The following is a 17,154-nucleotide window of genomic DNA, read 5'->3' as shown; positions in this document are numbered from 1 at the left end:
TCCCCGACGCGCTCGGGGACGGCCGGGGCCGCGGTCGTTCGTCGCGATCTGCGGATCAGGCGACCGTCCGGTGGCCGTACTGCCTGCCCAGCTCGGCCTGCCGCTTGTCGTGCGCCTCGACCTTCTGTGGCTTCGAGGGAACCTCGGTGTGCCGGAAGACGGTGACCGCCGTCAGGTCGGCCGGGCGGCACTGGTTGTTCGCCATCTCGACCGCCGTGCCGCCGCGCTTGGTCCACTGGGCCTTGCGGATAGCCGGCGCCGTCTGCTTCCGCGCGGCACGGTGCTCCAGGCGCTCCTGCTCCGCGTGGGCCTCGCGGCGGGCGGGCTCCTGCTGGAGCGCGGCGACGAAGCGGCGGGCGAGGATCCCGCCGTCCGTGCAGTGCCGGCCGCCGTCGCACCGGACGCAGCCCTTGCGGTGGGAGAGGTAGGACTGGCGGGCCGTCTCCAGCGTGACCTCGGCCTTGATCCGGGAGACCGGAGCGGCCGGGGCGGGGAGCGGCTTGTAGTACTGCTGGGCGGCGCGGCGGTTCTCCTGCGGCATCGCGTCGCGCAGGAGGCGGTTCTGCCGGGCCTGCCAGCGCCGGACGTCGATGTCGGCGATCACGAGCTGGTAGCTGCCGGGGCAGAGGGGACGCTTCTCCCCCTCCTTGATCTTTTCCTGGCCGGGGAGGCCGTGCTCGCGGATCGTGAGGGTGGTCTCGCCCATGATCCGGCGCCAGGTACGGCAGTCCGGACAGGCGATCGACTTCGTCTCGCCGGGACGGATGTTGAAGTCCTCGGGGGCCATGGTGCTGAGCAGCAGTGCCGGGCGGCGGTTGGTGTGCTTGGTCCGGACGCGGCCGGGACGGGTACGGGGCATCGGGTCCTCCTGACGTTGGGCGCGGTGCTGCTTTCTCCGCCACGTCAGGCCGACCCTTCGGCAGGTGGTTCCTGACGGACGGACAGCGCAGCAGCGCTGTACGGGGTAGATCAAGGTGGAGCTATTCGGTTTGGAACGAGTCGCCGGGGGAGCTGAGCTCGACCCCACTGCCGTCACCTCCGAAGAGGAGACCGCCGCCCCCGGAGAGGCGGAACCCGCTGTTTCGCGATGGTGCGGTGGTGCTCGTTTGGTGCGTCCTGTGAGAACTGCGCTTCGACTAGAGGGTCGGCGCGTTCTTGGGCTTGATCCGGCGGCTCTTCTCGTACGCAAGTACGTCGCTGAGCCTCACTCGGAGGGCTTTCTTCGAACCGTTGCCCACACCGATGGCGGGCAGGTCACCCTGCTCGATGGCCTGGTAGACGGTCGAGAGGCCGATGTCGAAGTACTCGGCGATGGTGCTGACCCGGACGTACTCGCCGGCAGCCAGCTCTACTTCACCGGGTCCCACTTCCGTGGTTTCCGTGGCTTCCATGGCTCGTACCGTACTCGCATACCTGCATACTATGCAAGCAGGTATGCTCTGCATAACGCTTGTGCACGTATGGCAGTAAGGTCGTTGGAGATCAACCGCGGAAGGGGAAGGCCATGTCAGACCAGTCTTGGATCAGTGATTCCGGGCCCTACATCCATCCCCGACCAGGAGGCTCCGGGAACGCCTGGACTGACGAGGCTGCACGTCACGGGCGTCGCGGCGGCCAGAAAACCTTGCAGGTGACAGCCCTCCCCCCTCCAGTCGAGGTGGCGGAGGCATTGCACCTGGAGCCCGGCTCCCTAGTGGTAGTCCGACGGCGATTGATCCTCTTGGACGAGGTAGCTGTCGAACTGTCTGACTCCTACTACCCCGCCTCCATCGCGGTCGGCACCCGACTTGCCGACTCCCGGAAAATCCCTGGCGGAGCGGTGAAGCTACTGGCCGACCTAGGATTTTTGAGCGAGGTGACGGTCGAGCAGGTACACGCGGCCACCGCCACCGAAAGCCAAGCCACCCACCTAGGACTTGCTCCCGGCAGTGCAGTACTCAAACTCGTCAGGACTAGCTCGACCGCCGAGGGCGTTCCCTTCGAGGTGTCGATCATGACGATGCCTTCAAACCGACACCTCACCTACCGACTAGTACAGGGAGCGTCCCGTGAATCGTGAGTACACCGACACCAGGGACCCCTACCAGAAGATCGCCTCCGATATCCGGCGCGGGATCCTCCGGGGCGACCTCGAGCCGGGAGCCAAGCTGCCGGCTGTGGTGAAGTTGATGGAACAGTACGGAAACCCCTCAAACGTCACAGTCCAGAAGGCTCTACAGCTACTGAAGGACGAGGGGATCATCGAAGGCCGTCCGGGAAAGGGCGTATACGTACGGCAGCACGGACAGCAGGCGATCGAGCCTCTGGCCTACATGGCCCCGGCCAACGCAGGCGAGCCCTACAAGTGGATGACAGAGGCATCGAAACGTGGCCAGGTCGGTGGTACACAGCTTCTGGACGTCGCCGTTGTAACGCCCCCGGCCGAAGTTGCCGCCGCGCTGGAACTGGAAGACGTGGAGCAGGTTCTCCTGCGCAAGCTGCTCCTGACCCTAAATGGTGAACCGACCGAGCTAACGCGCTCGTACTACCCGCTCGGCCTCTGCGAAGGCACTCCCATGATGGAGAACCGACGCATCAAGGGCGGAACTCCCGCTCTGCTCAGCAGCATGGGATTCCCCCCTCGTGAGTCTGTCGACGATGTCTCCGCAGAAATCCCCACCGAGGAAGAGGCCGTCGCGCTGGAGCTGCCGAAAGGGATGCCCGTCTTGGTCTCCTTCCGGGTGGTCTACTCGGACGATCGTCGACCCATCGAAGCCACGCTGATGACGAAGGCGGCGCATCGGTACCGTCTGCGGTACCGGATGCAGGTGGATACCTCTCCGGAGGGCCTTTCGTGATAGGTCAGTTGCTACAGGCCCCGGTCTCCGAGGCTGACCAGCACATCTTCTGCGGCACATCCGACCGACACGTTGTTACCTGTCGTCACTCTCTGGCAGGTGGTGGGAGTAGGGTGTCCTCGGAGTCGATCCACAAGTACACAAGAAAAAGCCCCCTTGACCGGCCAGGGTCTTCAGGGGCTCTCGACCGGGTTGCCCCGGTCCGGCGTACCACCTTTAAGAGGAAAGGAGGTCGCGCGATGAAGAGTACCCGTCTCTTCCAGCGGACACACAGCACCCCGCCGTTGCAGCGACGCATGAGCGTCGCTCCGGCGGGGCGTTCGCGTTTCCAGGACCTCCATAAGGCCGCTCCTGGCCGGGGCTGGCTGGGGCACATCGACTTCCGCGCTGGTAGGCGGCGCGGGCAGGCCTCACCGCTGGAGGCCGTTACGTCCTAGCTGCGTGAGGCGGCGCTCGCGAGAGCTCATGGCCGCCGGGACGCTCAGTCCCCGAGGTGTACCACCACCTCGGCCGAGCGCCCCCATCTGACACCGACCGGGTTAGCAGCCCGATCGAAGGGGTCGTCCGGACCGGTTAGCAGCCGGATCCGAACACTCGTACTGGTTCTCCGCAGAACCACGAAGCACCTCTAGGGGGCTTCGCTGTGCCGTCTTGGCGATGCCTCCACGACAGGAGTCATTGTGCAGTACTGCTATGCCGTTTTCCACCCCAGCCCCATGTGCCTGGCCTCTTTTAACCCTTTTTGGGCATCCTCGTCTGCCGTCTTCGGTGATGGCTCTTTCTCCGTCGTACAGGCATCCGGCGGTGCTCGGTGAGCACCGTGGCAGCAACCGACGCCGCTTCGGTGGGCGATTCCGTCAACAATGTCGTCGACAACTTCACCGGTGGCCCGTCGGGCGGGAGGCGGCGTCGGCTTTGGTCCATCCCGGCCGGGCCGGCTCCGGAGCGGTCGGCGGGTCATCCGCTGTCACTCGGTCGGGACGCACGTGCCCGTCTGGGTGGGGCGGTGCGCATCCTCCTGGATGCGACAGGCCTGGACGGTGCGTCGGACGCGGTGCGCCTGGCGGTGCTGGTGCTGGCGTCACGGACCTCATCGGAGACCGGTGTGGTGCAGATCCGTACCTCGGAGCTGGGCCGGTGGATCGGGGTGTCCGCGTCGTACATGGCCTCCGAGGTGGTGTCGGGTCTGCGCCGTTCGGGCGTGGTGTCGGTGGCGACCGAGGAGGGCGAGTTCGGCCAGGACATCGGTCTGACGTGCCGGGTGGAGCCGCTGTGGGCGGCGCAGGGGGTGGTCGGACACCCGTTGGCGCTGAAGAAGAAGGAGTACGCGACGCTTCAGCGGCTGTTCGAGGCCGTGATGGCGCCGGGCTGGAAGCACCGGGACGGTTCAGTGACTCCGCCCGGGTTGATTGGTACGCGTACCGGCCGGGGTGCGGCGACGGACCGCCTCGCGCTGCTGCTGGTGGTGCTGGAGGCACGGGAGACCGGCCGGGTACGGCTGTGCGGCGGGACGGTGGACACCAGGCGCGGCCGCGCGGCGGTGACGGTGGCCCGGCTGCTGGGGTGCACGGCGTCGGCGGGGGAGCGGGTGCTGGAGCGCCTGGAGGACCGGGAGCTGGTGCTGCGGGTCCGACTAAAGACGGGCTCGGGCATGCCGAACCAGTCGCGGCTGATGGTGCCGGCGGTCGCCGCCGCGCACGGCCATAAGGTCGCCTCCCACGCCCAGGAGGACCGCGCGGAGGCCCCGGAGCCCGAGTTTTCAGACCCCGACATTGCGGCAGGGCCTGGTGAGGCTCCTGAGCCGGAGACGGAAGCGCAGATCAGCGGCTCGTCTGTGACAGATGGGACTGATGTTGCAGACCCCGACGTTGCGGCAGCCCTTCACACTGACCACCCTCACCTGGGTAGTACTGGGGTTGTTGATCTCTCGCTCTCTGGTGGCTTTTCCGGCGAAGGCCGTGGAGGGTCCGGTGATCTGCCGGACCGCGCGTGCATGCGCGAGGACCAGGCCGTCGACGGCGAGACCGCCGTTGCCGGGGCCGGGAGCACGACGGCCAAGGTGGGCCCGCTCCGCGGGGAAAAGCCCATCAAGTCACCGGTCGACGAGCAGGAGCAGGAAGGCGGCGTCGCCGCTGGTGCCGGTGCCCGGCTGACGGTCGTCGGCGGTGGAAAGGCGCAGCAGCGGGGGCGGTCGGAGCTTCCGGCCGATCTTGACCTGCGGGTGGCTTTGGCGCCGGTGACGTGGTTGTGGCAGGGGCTGAACCGCTGGCAGCAGAAGCGGGTCGCGGAGGCCACGAAGAGCGAGCTGGCGCAGCTGCGGCACGTGCTGGAGTGGCAGGCGCAGGCCCCCTCGGCGCTGGCCGCCCGACTCAAGTCCCGGCTCGCGGAGACCGGCGGCGAGGCCCTGATCACCAGCCCGTACGGCTGGATCACCCACCGCGGGCTGGTGCGCCGACCGTCGTGCTCGGACGTGCGGTGCGAAGACGGCGCCCGGATCGACACCGGCGCCGACTGCGACAACTGCGCCAACATCCTGCACTCCCGGAGGGCGTGGCGGGTACGGATCGCGGCCGAGGTCGACCAGGAGCTCCCCGGCCTGGACACGGACGCCCGCTACCCCGAGATCGAGGCCCGGCTGCGCCGTCACGCCGAGGCCGAAGCCGCCGACCTGGTGGCCCGTCAGGCCGAGGCCCAGGAGCGAGAGGCGCGTCGGGCGGCGTTCCGTGCCGAGGCCGAGGCGCAGGCCGTCATCGAGCGAGAGCGGGCGGCGGCCGAGGCGACGGCGAGACAGGCCGTGGCGTGCGAGGACTGCGGCCGACAGCGGGCAGCCGGGCTGTGCGAGGCGTGCGACCACCGGCGGCAGACCGAGGCCCTGATCGGCGAGACCGGTCTCCTCGCGGCCACTTGGTCGGCCGACCTGACCGACCCGGTCGCCGTCGCGGCCGTCGCCGCCGAGGTCCGTACAGCCATCGAGACCGACATCGCCGCCGGATGGAAGCAGTTCCTGCAGATGACCAGCCTGGCGGACCTGGAAGCGGCCGGCCCGGACGCCACCCGGGACACCGCCGCGCACAACGCGTTCGTGATCGCCGAAAGCGCGATCGTGGAGTACCGGGACCAGGCGCTGGCGATGCTGGGGCGCAGCGAGGAGGCCCAGGCCGAGGCCCGCAAGGCGTACGCCACCGAGCTCGCCAAGCCCTGGTTCCGGTCCCTGCCCGACAGCGACGACGCCCAGCGCGCCGCGGCCGAAGCCGCCGCGAAGGCCCAGACCCGCACCGCCGAGCACCTGCTCGCCGTACGGCTGGAGCAGCTGCACACCCAGGCCCGTCCCGCCCCGGTCCGGCCCGCGCCCTGGGCGCAGCGCCTGCCCGAGCTCGCCGCCCGCCCGCTGGACGGCGAGGCCCTGGAGGTGATCGCGTGAGCCCCGCACCGGAGACGAGCGGCGTCGACCTCGCCCGCCAGGCCCTCCTCGCCGCCCGCGAGGCGGCCAAGGCGAAGAGGTCCGAGGTCCGGCAGAAGCCGCGGCGGCGGACCACCACCGTCGTCCGCGACGGCCGCGCGCCCCTCGCCTTCGGCACGGCCATCGGCATGATGATGACCGAACGCGGCCTGATCGCCCCGGCCGCCGGCGGCAGCGTCCTGGCCCAGTGGGACACCATCCTCACCACGGCCGCGCCCGAACTCGCCGGGCACGTTCGGGCCGTCGCGTACGACGAGGAGTCCGGCCGCCTGGACGTCGTCCCCGACGCCCCCGCGTACGCCACGCAGACCCGCTGGATCGCGCCGAAGCTCATCGCGGCCGCCAACGAGGCGGTGCCCGAGGCGAACGTCCGGACGGTCAACGTCCTGGTGCCCGCCGTCTGCACCGTTACTACGGCGACGACGTTCCCGGCCGCCGCCGATCCGGCCCTGCGGCCGACCGTACCGGCCGGGCCGGTGAAGACGCGCGAGACCGCGTCGGCCGGCTACCGCCGGGCCCTCGAAGCCCACCGCGCGGTCGCCCCGCCCCGCCAAGAAGACCCGGCCCTGGCCGCCGCCGTCGAACGCCAGGAGCAGGCCCGGCGCGAACTCGCCGACCGCGCCTTCCCCGACGTCGAGCAGGACCTGGAGGACGAGGTGCCGCCGTCCCTCGAAGACGTCCGCGCCCAGCAGCGCCAGAGCGCCAAAGCCGTACGCGCCGCCGCGATCCAGCGGGCCCGCGCCGAACGCGCCGGACGGACGGTGCCTCCCGCCGCACCCGCGCTGCGGCAGGCCGGATGAGTACTTCCGCGAACTGGTGCGGGGCGGGTGGCGTCGTTCATCGCCAACTCGCCGTTGTTCAGGCCGGAGGCGGTCACGGGGTGCCCCTCACCCTGACTCAACGTATCCATTTGGTAACGGTAAGCGTGTCTCCCGGATGAGGTACCTGCCCGCCGCATACGCTTCCGGCGGGCCCCCGAGGGATATAGGCGCTCTGACCTGCGTAAACGTGAGTCCGGAGCCATTTGCGCCGCCGTTCGGCTTCGGTGAACCCTGCCTTCAGACCCGCGCATCAGACGCGGCGAGCTGGAGGTACGAACGGTGGAAATCCTTACCGACCCGACCGTGATGGGCCTGACCATGGGCGTCGCTTCGAACATGCTGTACGCGGTCGGCAAGCGCGGCAAGATCCCGGCGAAGCAGGCCTTCCTGTGGCTGACCCGTCGCGAGAAGAACCGCGACACGGTCGCCCGGGACCTCGAGGCCTTCGGGCGGGACGCCGACGAGCTCGCCACCACGTACGGCAACACCTTCGGCATCGGGTGGACGGACCCCGACTACGGCAACCTGGTCGATGCGAAGTCGGAGGTCTGGAGCCGGACGCTCGCCGCGCACCTCCTCGCCTACCCCGACGCCCTGGACGACTTCCGGGCCTTCGACAAGGACGGCATGGAGACCGACATGACCTTCACCGGCACGACGGTGTCGGGTGACATGGCCGTGGTGAACGGGTCCGGCTCGATCGGGAACGCCAACAACGCGGCGAACATCACCATCACCAACAACCACTGGTAGACCGGCGGAGTCCGGCCCGTCGGCGAGCTCGGTTCCCGCGCTCGCCGGCGCCCGGCCGGAGGAAGCCGAGGCGAAATGCCGATGCCGATCGGCATACCCCCGTGATCAGCGCCGTGGCGGTGAGGGGTATCCGCCGGCCACTACCGTGAGACCCGGTCGATCCGGACAGGTGAGGGGCGGGAAGTTCGTGGTGGCGGGGGCGGAGGCGTGGGAGGCCGCGCACGAGCGGGAGTACGACGAGGGGGCGTGGCCCCGGGTGCGGCGGCTGGCATGGGCGCTGACGAAGCGGCACATCGGCTACGACCCCGGCGACATCGAGCGCATCGAGGAGGACGGCGGGGTCATCGTCGACGACCCGGCAGGGCGTGAGGAGCGGCGGACAAAATGGATGCCGGCCTCGATGCTGCTGGCGCTGGCCCTGTGGCGGGCGGCCCGTACGGACCAGATCCTCGTGGACGAGGTGGCGCTGGACCGGCCGCTGTGGTGGCTGGGCGGCGCTCGCCACCAGGACCTCTACACCGAGCCTCTGCCCAAGTGGCCGACCGGCGTGCCCGGCGGCTGGGACCGGGTCCAGCGCCGCGAGGCGCAGCTCCTGGAGCCGGCCCGGTGGATCGCGGCCTGGCACCTGCTCCAGGACGAGACGGAAAACCACGAGCTCCTCGACACCCCCGACGGCACGCCCCCGCCGCCGCTGCTGCTCGGCGACCGCTGCCGAGCACTGGCCTCCGGCCCCTACCGCGACGGCCACTGGCCGCGCTGGGCCGACACCGTCGAGTACGCGGTCAACGGCCTGACCTGGGCGGCCTCGGAGCTGCGGGCCGGCCTGTGGACGCCGGGCCCGGCCGCCCGGCACGCCGCCCGTGTACGGGCGCGTCTTCGTCAGTCGGCCGCCGTCCCGGGTGCGGGGACGGAGCGGCGGGACGGTAAAGAGTGATGCCGCGGCTCTCGCGGCGGTAGCGGAGGCCGGCCACCCCCGAGACGCGGTCCTGTGGGTGGTCGCTCTCTTCGCCGGTCAGCCGGGGGAGGAGGAAGTCGGCCCAGTGGTGGACGATGTACGGCTCGCCGAGGAGCCGAAGGGTGAGCCGGTCTTCCTCTGGACGCACCTGGACGATGCCCAGGGGGTGCTTGGAGAGACTGCCGATCTTGCAACAGGCGAGGAAGACCGCAGCCTCTAGCTGTGCCTGCTCCGGATGACGGGCCGCAGGAATGGTGAGCGGCTGGCCGGCGTCCGTGAGGAGAGGGTGGAGAGCTTGGTGGGACTCGCCGGTGCTGTGGCGGCGGTCTTCGGTGAGGGCCAGGGCGGCCTGAGGCATCGTGGTCGCTGCTCCGCGCCACACCGGCCCCCGGCGGCGAGCGCTTTGGTGCGGTGGGACAGCAGGTGTCGTACGGGCGGTGATGCTTCTGGCCGGTCCTCGGCGAAAGAGTGCGGGGGCGTCTTCCATCGCGCGGCCGGGCGTTCACGAGACCGGCTACATCGAAACCCGCGGCGAGACGGCGGCGCAAGGCGCCACAGCAACGGTGACCCCAACGGGTGAGGAGGCGGCCCCCCGCGGCTGTGCTTGGCGAGGCGGCTCGGGAAGGTTTACCACGGCCGGGCCACGCCATCAGCAACTACAGAGAGTTACCAACGCTTGAGGCTTGAGGTCCGGCTCCTGCTCACCCAGGCCGCTCTTTGACAGCGAAAGTATCGATGGAGCGACCCCATGCGCAGCGTTTGTAACTTCCTAGATGTTGCAAACGCTGCACAGAAAGGCTCCAGGCGATACTATTGCTGTATGGAGCGCACAGAGGCCATCATGCAACTTGGCGTCATCGCCGCAGACCAATGGGGCCTGGTTACCGCTCGGCAGGCCCAGGCGGCCGGGCTCTCACGAGTGGACCTCGCACGCCTGCTCGATGCCGAGCTCCTCATGCGTGTCGCCCACGGCGTCTATCAGGTAGCTGGCGGGACGCCGACTCCTCATCTCGAGGTCAAGGCGGCCTGGCTGCGCCTGGATCCAGGCGTCCGCGCTTGGGAGCGGCCGATGGATGGCGAGCGGTCCGGCATCGTCTCGCATGCGTCAGCCTGTCAGCTTTATGACATTGGAGATATCCCGGCAGATGTCGTCGAGATCTCTGTGCCTGTCCGGAGGACCACTCGTGAAAGTGGCGTTACCTTCCATAAGGCAACCGTTCCTTTCGATGACGTGAACGTTGTCGACGGCCTGCCGGTGACCACGGTGGACCGCACGATCTGCGACCTTCTGCGCAGCCGTGCAGACGGCGGCCACATCGGGCGAGTTCTGGCCGATGCTGACCAGCGCGGACTCACCGATACACGTGTCCTAGCCGAGCGCGTTCAGCCATACGCGCGCGCCTATGGTCTTCCCAGCCACAGCAGCGGATCCACGCTGCTCAACTTCCTTGCGGAACAGGCCGGCTTCACCCTCCGGGATGAGAGGCTCACCGCAGCTGGGGAACGTGCCGTTCTCACCTCGGCGATCGACCCCGACCCGGTGATCGACGCCCTGGCTACACTCCATGCGCCGATGGGTTCAGGCAAGTCCAGCGCGCTCGCTGCCGCGCTCGCGGCACTTCACCAGCGACACGCCTCGCGAGCAGGGCTCGACGAGCTGGTGTCGGCTGCGCTCCTCAACGCTCCGGGGGAGGCGCTGCGGAGGGCGCTGGCAGATGTCGCGCGCCAGAGCCCCGCCCAGACTTACCTCAGAGCCCTTGAGCAGCAGCTGCCGGACTATGTTCAGGCTGCCATGGCTGATCGCAGTAGGGACGCTGCCGTGCTGCCGGATATGACTCAACGCCTGTCGGCCGCGCTCGCCAGCGCCAGAAGGGCGGCGATCACGGCGCCCGTACGTGCTGGCCTTCCCGCACGCCCTCTTCTGGAAGCACAGGTCGAGCCCGCCCCGGACGATGCGGAGACGGATCCCGAGAACGGCTAGAGCGGTCCCATAACGGATTCAGAAACAGCAAACCTCTAGTATCAGCAAGATCGACAGACATACCCTGAGCAGTCTGCAACCAAAGCCCGGGGAGTCACGATCAGCACGAACGACAAGGTTTATACCAGCCCTGTTGCCTTTGAAACGGCCCTGAAGCAGCACGCCAAACGAGTTGCCCAGAAGGACGGCGGGTCACCACAGTTCCTGATGCGCGGCTTCTACTTCCAAAGACTGACTGCGCGTGTGTTCACCGCCGAGCCTGACGGGTGGCTTCTGAAAGGTGGCCAGGCTCTCCTCGTTCGGTACCCCGGAAATGCACGTCTGAGCAGGGACATCGACCTTCAGCGTCTGTCCGGGACAGTGCAGGAGGCGCTGGACGCTCTGCTGGCCGCAGTCGCCATCGACCTCGGTGACCATCTGCGCTTCGTTCCTCAGAGGATGCGGCTCCAAGGTACTGGTGACGACAGCATCAACCAGTCCTTCGACGTCTACATCGGCCCGCGCAAGCTGGACTCGATCAGCGTCGACCTCGTCGTCGACAAAAACGTGACCGCGCGACCAGAGGACTTTCGGCTCATGCCGCGGCCCGCCCTCCCCTGGCCGACCGACTGGCCCAAGGTGCGGCTGTACCCTGTCGTCGACCACCTCGCGGACAAGATCTGCGCCATGTACGAGTGGCACCAGGCCGGCGCTCCATCCAGCCGATATCGAGATCTGGCCGACATTCTCCTCATCAGCCAGAACGAAGCGATCGTCGCTGCGGACGCCCACCACGCCCTGCACAGCGAGGCCGCCCACCGCATTGCCCGAGCTACCACGACGGAGCTGCGATTGCCGTCCGCGTTCGAGATGCCCGATAGCTCCTGGCGCACCGGCTACGCCAAAGCCGCCAAGGAAGTAGCTGGACTCGTCGGCTGCGCAACATGGGACGAAGCGGCTGTTTCCGCACATGTCTTCATCACGCCGCTTCTCGGGCCTGCTTTCTCTGGGACCTGGAGCCCGGAGAAGAAGGAGTGGATCCAGGAATAGGTTCGCGTCCCAATAACCGGGCGCGTGGCGAATCCCGCCCACTCTGTGGTCTTGGGTATCCCTCTGAGGTAACCCTCTGAAGAGGGCCGCGTCCAGGCCCTCGACTCTGCCTTCATCGCACGCCTGGTGGAGTAGCCGCGAGTGCCATGCGGGCACCGGCCCTGACCGCCGCCCGGCGCAGAGCCAGCCAGGTGGGGAATCGTGGCGAGTGTCCTTTCGCTTCGCGACCTTCGGGCGTACAGTCGGTGCCTACTTGAAGGGGCACTCGCCGTCACCGGCCACTGCCCCTCTTTTCTTAGGCCCGCTCACCGCAAGGTGCGCGGGCCTTCTTGTTCTTGTTCTCCCGCTATCCGGCGCCTACTCGGTGACTCCGAGCAGAGCACGCCGGTCCTGGACGAGCTGCCGCCAGCGGGCACGGACGGGGCCTGAACCGTCGACCCAGGTGGTGGAGGACGGACCCGGCAGGGGCAGGCTGGCCATGAAGTGGGCGATGTCAGTGAAGTAGGCGAAGTCACCGGACGCGGTGAGCACACGAAGTCGGCTGATGCCGGTGGTCAGGTCCTGCTCTTCGCCGCGGACGGCGTGGTGGAACGCGAGAGCGAGCTCCACGAAGCGGTGGAGAAAGGGGAGTCCGGCGGCCTCGATGTCGCTGTGCAGGTTCTGGGCGCGGTCGGTGACGCCGCTGGTTCCGGCGTCCTTGATCAGGGTGACGACCTGGGCGAGGAGGGTGTTGGAGCGCTGGTCGAGGCCGTTAAGGAGCTGGTGGGCGAGGGCGAGTTCGTCCTCGGCCCGGACGGGGTCGGCGAAGGAGACGGCCAGGGCGAGGCGGACCTGCATCATGGCGCGTTCGCCGGCGGCGCCGTACTGCTCGGCTTCGGTGCGGCCGGCTTCGAAGGCGACGACGGCCTGGGTGGTGTCGGCCTGGGACCAGTGGATGTCGCCCAGGACGCGGTGGTGGCGGCCCTTCCAGCCCAGGCTGGGCACGGTGGCCAGCGCGGTGGGGAAGTCCCCGGCGAGGCGGGCCAGGTTGGCAAGTCCCCGGCGAGCTCGGGGCGCGTACCGGCCGCCCGCGTCGGCGACCTGCTGCATTCCTACGCGGGCGGCCTGGTTCTGGCTGAGGTCCTTGTACGCCTTGGCCCGGTAGTACAAGCCCATTTCGGTGAGTTCAGTGGGCAGCAGGCCGCTGTCGAGGACGGCGGTGAGGCGGTCGGCGGTGCGCTGGCGGTGTTCGTGCTGGCGGCGGGCGATCGTCGTGAGGAGCTCGGCCAGCGCGTCGGCGGGGGTATCCGGTGCCGGGTCGGCGGTGGTGTCGGTGGGCAGGGAGAGGGGCTCCCATACGGAGTCGTCGGTGTAGGCGTAGGCGGCGGCGGTGAGCCAGCCCAGGTCGCTCAGGCGGTACTCGCGGGCCAGGCGCAGGCCCTGGCGCAGGCAGGCGACCAGGAGCATGCGACTGGGGCCGAGCGCGGCGGCCTTCATCCACTGGTCGCCGAGAACGGCCAGTGCTCGGGTGGCGGCCTGGTCCCAGTCGGCCGGGGTCCAGCGGTCGTCGCTGTGGTCGTCGTCGCGGACGGCGCTGCGGATCGCACGGTGCAGGTGATAGGGCCACAGGGCGTACGTGTTCTCGTTGACCAGGGGCCGGTCGACCAGGCGCCGGGCCGGAGCCTGCTGGGTGAGGCCGGCCGTGCGGGTGGCCAGGTCGAGGTCGAAGGCGTCCAGCAGGGCGACGCTGCGCAGCAGGTGGCGTTCTTCGGGGGTGAGGTCGGACAGGGTGCGGGCCAGGAGTGCGGGGAAGGTGCAGTCGAAGTCAGCCGGGACGGGGGTGCGGCCGGTGCGACGGATCTCCAGGAAGCGGGAGACGGCGAGGTCGAGGTGGAGGGGCAGGCCGTGGGAGCGGGCGGTAATCGCGGCCCGGATGTCGGCGTCGATGAGGGGCTGGCCGTCTTGGACCAGATGGCGAGCGAGGTGGGCCTCGCAGTCCTCAGGGGAGAGATCGCCGACCAGATACTGCCGTGCGCCGGAGCCGGCTGCCCGCGGCTGCGGGACCGTCAGGGAGGCGGAGGAGGCGGCCAGGCCGGGCCAGGCGGCGGGGCCGGTCCAGTCGAGCTGGCCTTGCAGCGCGGGGTCCGCCCACGGCAGCCGACTGCGGCCGCCGATGACGAAGAAGGTGCCGGGCATGAGCCAGACCAGGCGCTGCAGCAGACGCTCGAAGTCCCGGTGGCGGTCGGCGGTGTCCTCGAAGGTGTCCAGCAGAACCACTGGCACGATGCGCTTCTTCGCGGGCAGCCGGCTCAGGTCCCAGGCCAGCAGGTGCGGGTAGTAGGACAGCGCCTCCAGGTCAGGGGGGGCCTCCAGCAGGGCTGCCGTGCGCGTGGCGCCGGCCAGGGCCTGGGCGCGTTCGTGGCGCTCACGCAGTGCGTTCACCAGCGCCGAGGTGAGCTGTCCGGCAGCCGAGCCGACCAGGCTGGGCAGCGCCAAGGCGGCGGCCACCTCCCCCACCCCGGCCTGCAGCTGCTGAGGCAGCATCTCCGCGAACTTCCCGGCCAGCCCGGAACGCCGGATGCACTCGTCCAGCGGCTCGCCAGGGTGGACGTGCTCCCAATAGTGCCGCAGCGCCACGTCGAAGGACGGCATCGGCCGGCCCAGGGCCCCGGCGAGCGCGAGGCGGATCGTCAGGATGACCCGCTCGAAGTCCGAGCCGGTCGACGCGGCCCTCGACAGGTCGATCCGGATGGGCAGTACCTGGTCCGTCCAGGTGGGAGCGCCCCATTGTTCAGGGCGGTGTTCAGCGGCGGTGAGCGCGGCCTCAATCTTGCGGAGCAGGGTCGACTTCCCGACACCGCCCACACCGTGGAAGACGAGCACGTTGCTGCGGGGGGCCTCGAGGTCCTCCACTTCGAAGGAGGGGCCAGCGACGCGGCGCAGGTGCTCCTCCAGCGCGGCGGCCACCAGGATCCACTGGCTGTGCCGGTCGGTGAACGCCTCCGCGACGTCGAACGGCGACGGGTCGTTGGAGCTGAACAGCGCACGCAGATCGGCCACGGTCGGTCCCCCCAGGAAAGATCATCGGCGGTACCACCCTAGGCGGCCCGGCCGTGCGACATCGCCGTTCTGTCCAACGCAGTCAACCTGTCCCGGGTGCTGGCCAGAGACAATGACGCCATTGCATCCCCATCGTTAAGGACACCCCTTGTCAGAGCACGTGAGCCCCGAGGCCGCCGAAGAACTCGTGAAGAAGGCGGCCCGCTGGTACTCGACACAGCTCATGAAGGAGCAGCGCACCGGCGGGCCTGCACCGGAGCGCCTCAGGGTGCTGCAGGAGGGGCTCGCCGCGTGCGGCGTCGATCTGGAGGCGCTCACGGACGCCAGCCCGGAGGAAGTGGACGAGATCGCGGCCCGTTACGCGGCTCGGCCCCAGGAGCTCGGCGGCCAGTAGCAGCAACCCTGCTGAAGCACTGGCAGCAGCGGCGCCGTGGAGGCCGTGGGGGCGAGGGTGCGCGGCTGCAGGTGGGCGGGCATCAGCGGCCAGGCCAGCGCGGCAATGTCGATCAGATCCGACCGATACTGGGGGAGTTCTCTCTTCAGCCGCTGGAGGGTGGCCAGGAGCTGGCCGGCTTCGGCTGGCGTGTACGGGCGGTACTGCTCGGCCTCCAGGACGTCTCCGCCCCGGGGGAGCCTCTTCCAGAATCCGTCTGCGGTGCGTTCGTTGCGGTACACGGCGGTCAGGTCTCTGCGGACGACGGAGACGCTGTGCACGTACGGCGATTGCTCGGCCGCGCGGACCGCCTCGGGAACAACCCTGAAGGTCACGTCGTGGGCGGCGGCCGTGGTGAATCTCGGGCTTCCTCCCAGGCGGGCTACCTCGGCGCAGCGGGTCGCGGTGCCCAGCCGGCTGTCCACGGCGCGCGCCCCGATCGCGATCAGCTCGACGCGTCGGCCCTCGCGGTGATGGCGGCGCGCACCATCGAGGAAGTGGCTGACGCTGTCTGGGGCGATCTCGACCAGCATGTCCCCGCGGCGCGCCCGTACGTACGCCTCGGCCATCTCCTGCCATCCCCGGTAGTCGGGTCGGATGCGGGCGGAGGCCGTACGCGGATGCTCCTCCAGGAGCCGGTGGTAGTCGGGGTGGAGCATCTTGAAGAGGCCACCCTCGATCCGGGTGGGCCTGCGTCGGCGCAGTGCGCGGCGCAGCAAGCGTGCCGTGTAGCTCTTCCCGACTCCCTGCGGGCCCATCACGTACAGGGTGACCGGGTCGTCCTGCGGGGTGATGGAGCTCAGATACATCGGGACGATGAGCTCGTCGAAGATCCACGTGTGCTCGCTGGGAGACAGACGGTGGTAGTCGACGCCGGGCGAGCCCGGGAGCGGCTGGGCGATGCGGCGTACCGGCTCGGCCAGCGCGAAGGCGCGCTCCATGCCGCCGGCCACCGCCAGACGCTGCTGTGGCGTGAGCACGGAAGGGTGCAGCTGCTGTTGCGCACCGGCGATCTGGCGGCGGAAGCGCCAAGTCTCCGGCGCTGTCCACGGCCGGGCCCAGTCCCCGGTCAGCGCCTGGGCCGCGGCAGGCATGCGGCTCCAGGAGGAATCGTCGGTGAGCTCGTTGAGGTACAGAGGTTGGAGGCCGCGGCGCACCACCATCACCTGGTCGACGAGTCGCTCGGCCTCCACGACCTGCAAGAGGAGCGGCAGGTTGCGTGCACACCGGTTGAAGTTGTCCGAGGAGACGTAGCGGCCGGCGCCGTCCTCGGCGACTTGGTCCAGGTAGCGGTCCAGTGCGCTGAGCTGTGCGGTGGCCTCCGCCGTGGACAGCGCCACCAGCTCTACCTGGTAGCCGTCCGCACGGTACGCGCCGGTCCTTGCGCACGCCTCTGCCACGTCGGCGACCGGCTCTTCCAGCACCACGTCGAATCGTTGGGCCCGGGCATACGTCTCGACCTCGGCCTGCCACCGCAGGACATCCGGGCGCACCCGCACTCCGGCCGTCCGGTCATCGCCGCCCATAAGACCGGCGTAGAGGGGGTGGGCTTTCTTGTAGAGGTCGCGGCCGATCAGGACCGCGCCGCCCCGGCGGCCAAGTACCGTCAGCAGGAGGTCGCACAGCTCCGACTTCCCGCTGCCCGCAGGTCCGGCGACGATCACGACCACCGGTCGGTCCTGCGGGACGGCGTCCCGAGTCCAGGCCGGCAGGATCTCCGCCCTCAGGATTGCCTCGTGCTGTTCCTCAGCTACTGAGGTTATAGGCGTGATGTCGTGAGTGTGAGGCCGGTCGCGGTAAGGCAGCCGTCGATGACGTCGCTTCGGTACTGAATCTGGCGGAGACC

Annotated in this window: 13 protein-coding genes and 1 pseudogene; 9 read left to right on the top strand and 5 right to left on the bottom strand. The window is 69.3% G+C overall.

The genetic code is table 11. The features are described from left to right. Positions 1–55 precede the first annotated feature (55 nt). Positions 56–859 (bottom strand): hypothetical protein, encoded by an 804-nt coding sequence (locus ACWGSR_RS36930; protein WP_453573674.1) that lies wholly within the window; start codon positions 857–859, stop codon positions 56–58. A 277-nt stretch (positions 860–1,136) separates the two neighbouring features. Further along, positions 1,137–1,391: a helix-turn-helix domain-containing protein gene (locus ACWGSR_RS36925; RefSeq protein ID WP_453573671.1), complete on the bottom strand. Its 255-nt coding sequence runs from the start codon at positions 1,389–1,391 to the stop codon at positions 1,137–1,139. A gap of 113 nt (positions 1,392–1,504) precedes the next feature. Here ACWGSR_RS36925 and ACWGSR_RS36920 point away from each other — a divergent pair, with 113 nt between their 5' ends. The 8 genes from ACWGSR_RS36920 (at position 1,505) to ACWGSR_RS36885 (ending at position 11,836) form a co-directional block, all read left to right on the top strand. Beyond that, positions 1,505–2,059 carry a GntR family transcriptional regulator gene (locus tag ACWGSR_RS36920; protein WP_453573668.1) on the top strand — a complete coding sequence of 185 codons (555 nt, stop codon included), beginning with the start codon at positions 1,505–1,507 and terminating at the stop codon, positions 2,057–2,059. Beyond that, complete coding sequence (locus tag ACWGSR_RS36915) at positions 2,049–2,837, top strand: GntR family transcriptional regulator (RefSeq protein WP_453573665.1); 789 nt, start codon at positions 2,049–2,051, stop codon at positions 2,835–2,837. Before ACWGSR_RS36920 ends, ACWGSR_RS36915 begins: the two co-directional genes overlap by 11 nt. An 820-nt stretch (positions 2,838–3,657) precedes the next feature. Then, entirely contained in the window at positions 3,658–6,258 is a 2,601-nt protein-coding gene (locus ACWGSR_RS36910; RefSeq protein WP_453573662.1) for a hypothetical protein, read from the top strand. Next, a complete protein-coding gene (locus tag ACWGSR_RS36905; RefSeq protein ID WP_453573659.1) occupies positions 6,255–7,097 on the top strand; it encodes a DciA family protein in 843 nt (280 codons plus the stop codon). The genes ACWGSR_RS36910 and ACWGSR_RS36905 overlap by 4 nt, the downstream gene beginning before the upstream one ends. Before the next feature lie 300 nt (positions 7,098–7,397). After that, positions 7,398–7,871: a hypothetical protein gene (locus ACWGSR_RS36900; RefSeq protein WP_453573656.1), complete on the top strand. Its 474-nt coding sequence runs from the start codon at positions 7,398–7,400 to the stop codon at positions 7,869–7,871. A 169-nt stretch (positions 7,872–8,040) separates the two neighbouring features. Continuing rightward, positions 8,041–8,805: a hypothetical protein gene (locus tag ACWGSR_RS36895; RefSeq protein WP_453573653.1), complete on the top strand. Its 765-nt coding sequence runs from the start codon at positions 8,041–8,043 to the stop codon at positions 8,803–8,805. Between the two features lie 841 nt (positions 8,806–9,646). Beyond that, positions 9,647–10,807, top strand: coding sequence for a type IV toxin-antitoxin system AbiEi family antitoxin domain-containing protein (locus ACWGSR_RS36890; protein WP_453573650.1), 1,161 nt, complete (start codon positions 9,647–9,649; stop codon positions 10,805–10,807). Between the two features lie 207 nt (positions 10,808–11,014). Then, positions 11,015–11,836: a nucleotidyl transferase AbiEii/AbiGii toxin family protein gene (locus ACWGSR_RS36885; protein WP_453573647.1), complete on the top strand. Its 822-nt coding sequence runs from the start codon at positions 11,015–11,017 to the stop codon at positions 11,834–11,836. Between the two features lie 357 nt (positions 11,837–12,193). On the opposite strand, the gene ACWGSR_RS36880 is transcribed toward ACWGSR_RS36885, so the two are convergent. Next, positions 12,194–14,875 (bottom strand): ATP/GTP-binding protein, encoded by a 2,682-nt coding sequence (locus tag ACWGSR_RS36880; protein ID WP_453573644.1) that lies wholly within the window; start codon positions 14,873–14,875, stop codon positions 12,194–12,196. A 148-nt stretch (positions 14,876–15,023) separates the two neighbouring features. On the opposite strand from ACWGSR_RS36880, the gene ACWGSR_RS36875 reads away from it, so the two are divergent. Beyond that, positions 15,024–15,269, top strand: coding sequence for a hypothetical protein (locus ACWGSR_RS36875; protein ID WP_453573641.1), 246 nt, complete (start codon positions 15,024–15,026; stop codon positions 15,267–15,269). On the opposite strand, the gene ACWGSR_RS36870 is transcribed toward ACWGSR_RS36875, so the two are convergent. Beyond that, positions 15,233–16,978 (bottom strand): zeta toxin family protein, encoded by a 1,746-nt coding sequence (locus tag ACWGSR_RS36870; protein WP_453573639.1) that lies wholly within the window; start codon positions 16,976–16,978, stop codon positions 15,233–15,235. The genes ACWGSR_RS36875 and ACWGSR_RS36870 overlap by 37 nt on opposite strands. A gap of 89 nt (positions 16,979–17,067) precedes the next feature. Next, a pseudogene (locus ACWGSR_RS36865) lies at positions 17,068–17,154 on the bottom strand (transposase); the annotation flags it as partial.

Source organism: Streptomyces sp. NPDC055632 (genome assembly GCF_053618675.1).
Note: the sequence above shows the minus strand (reverse complement) of the source record. Positions and strands in the feature narration are given on the sequence as shown.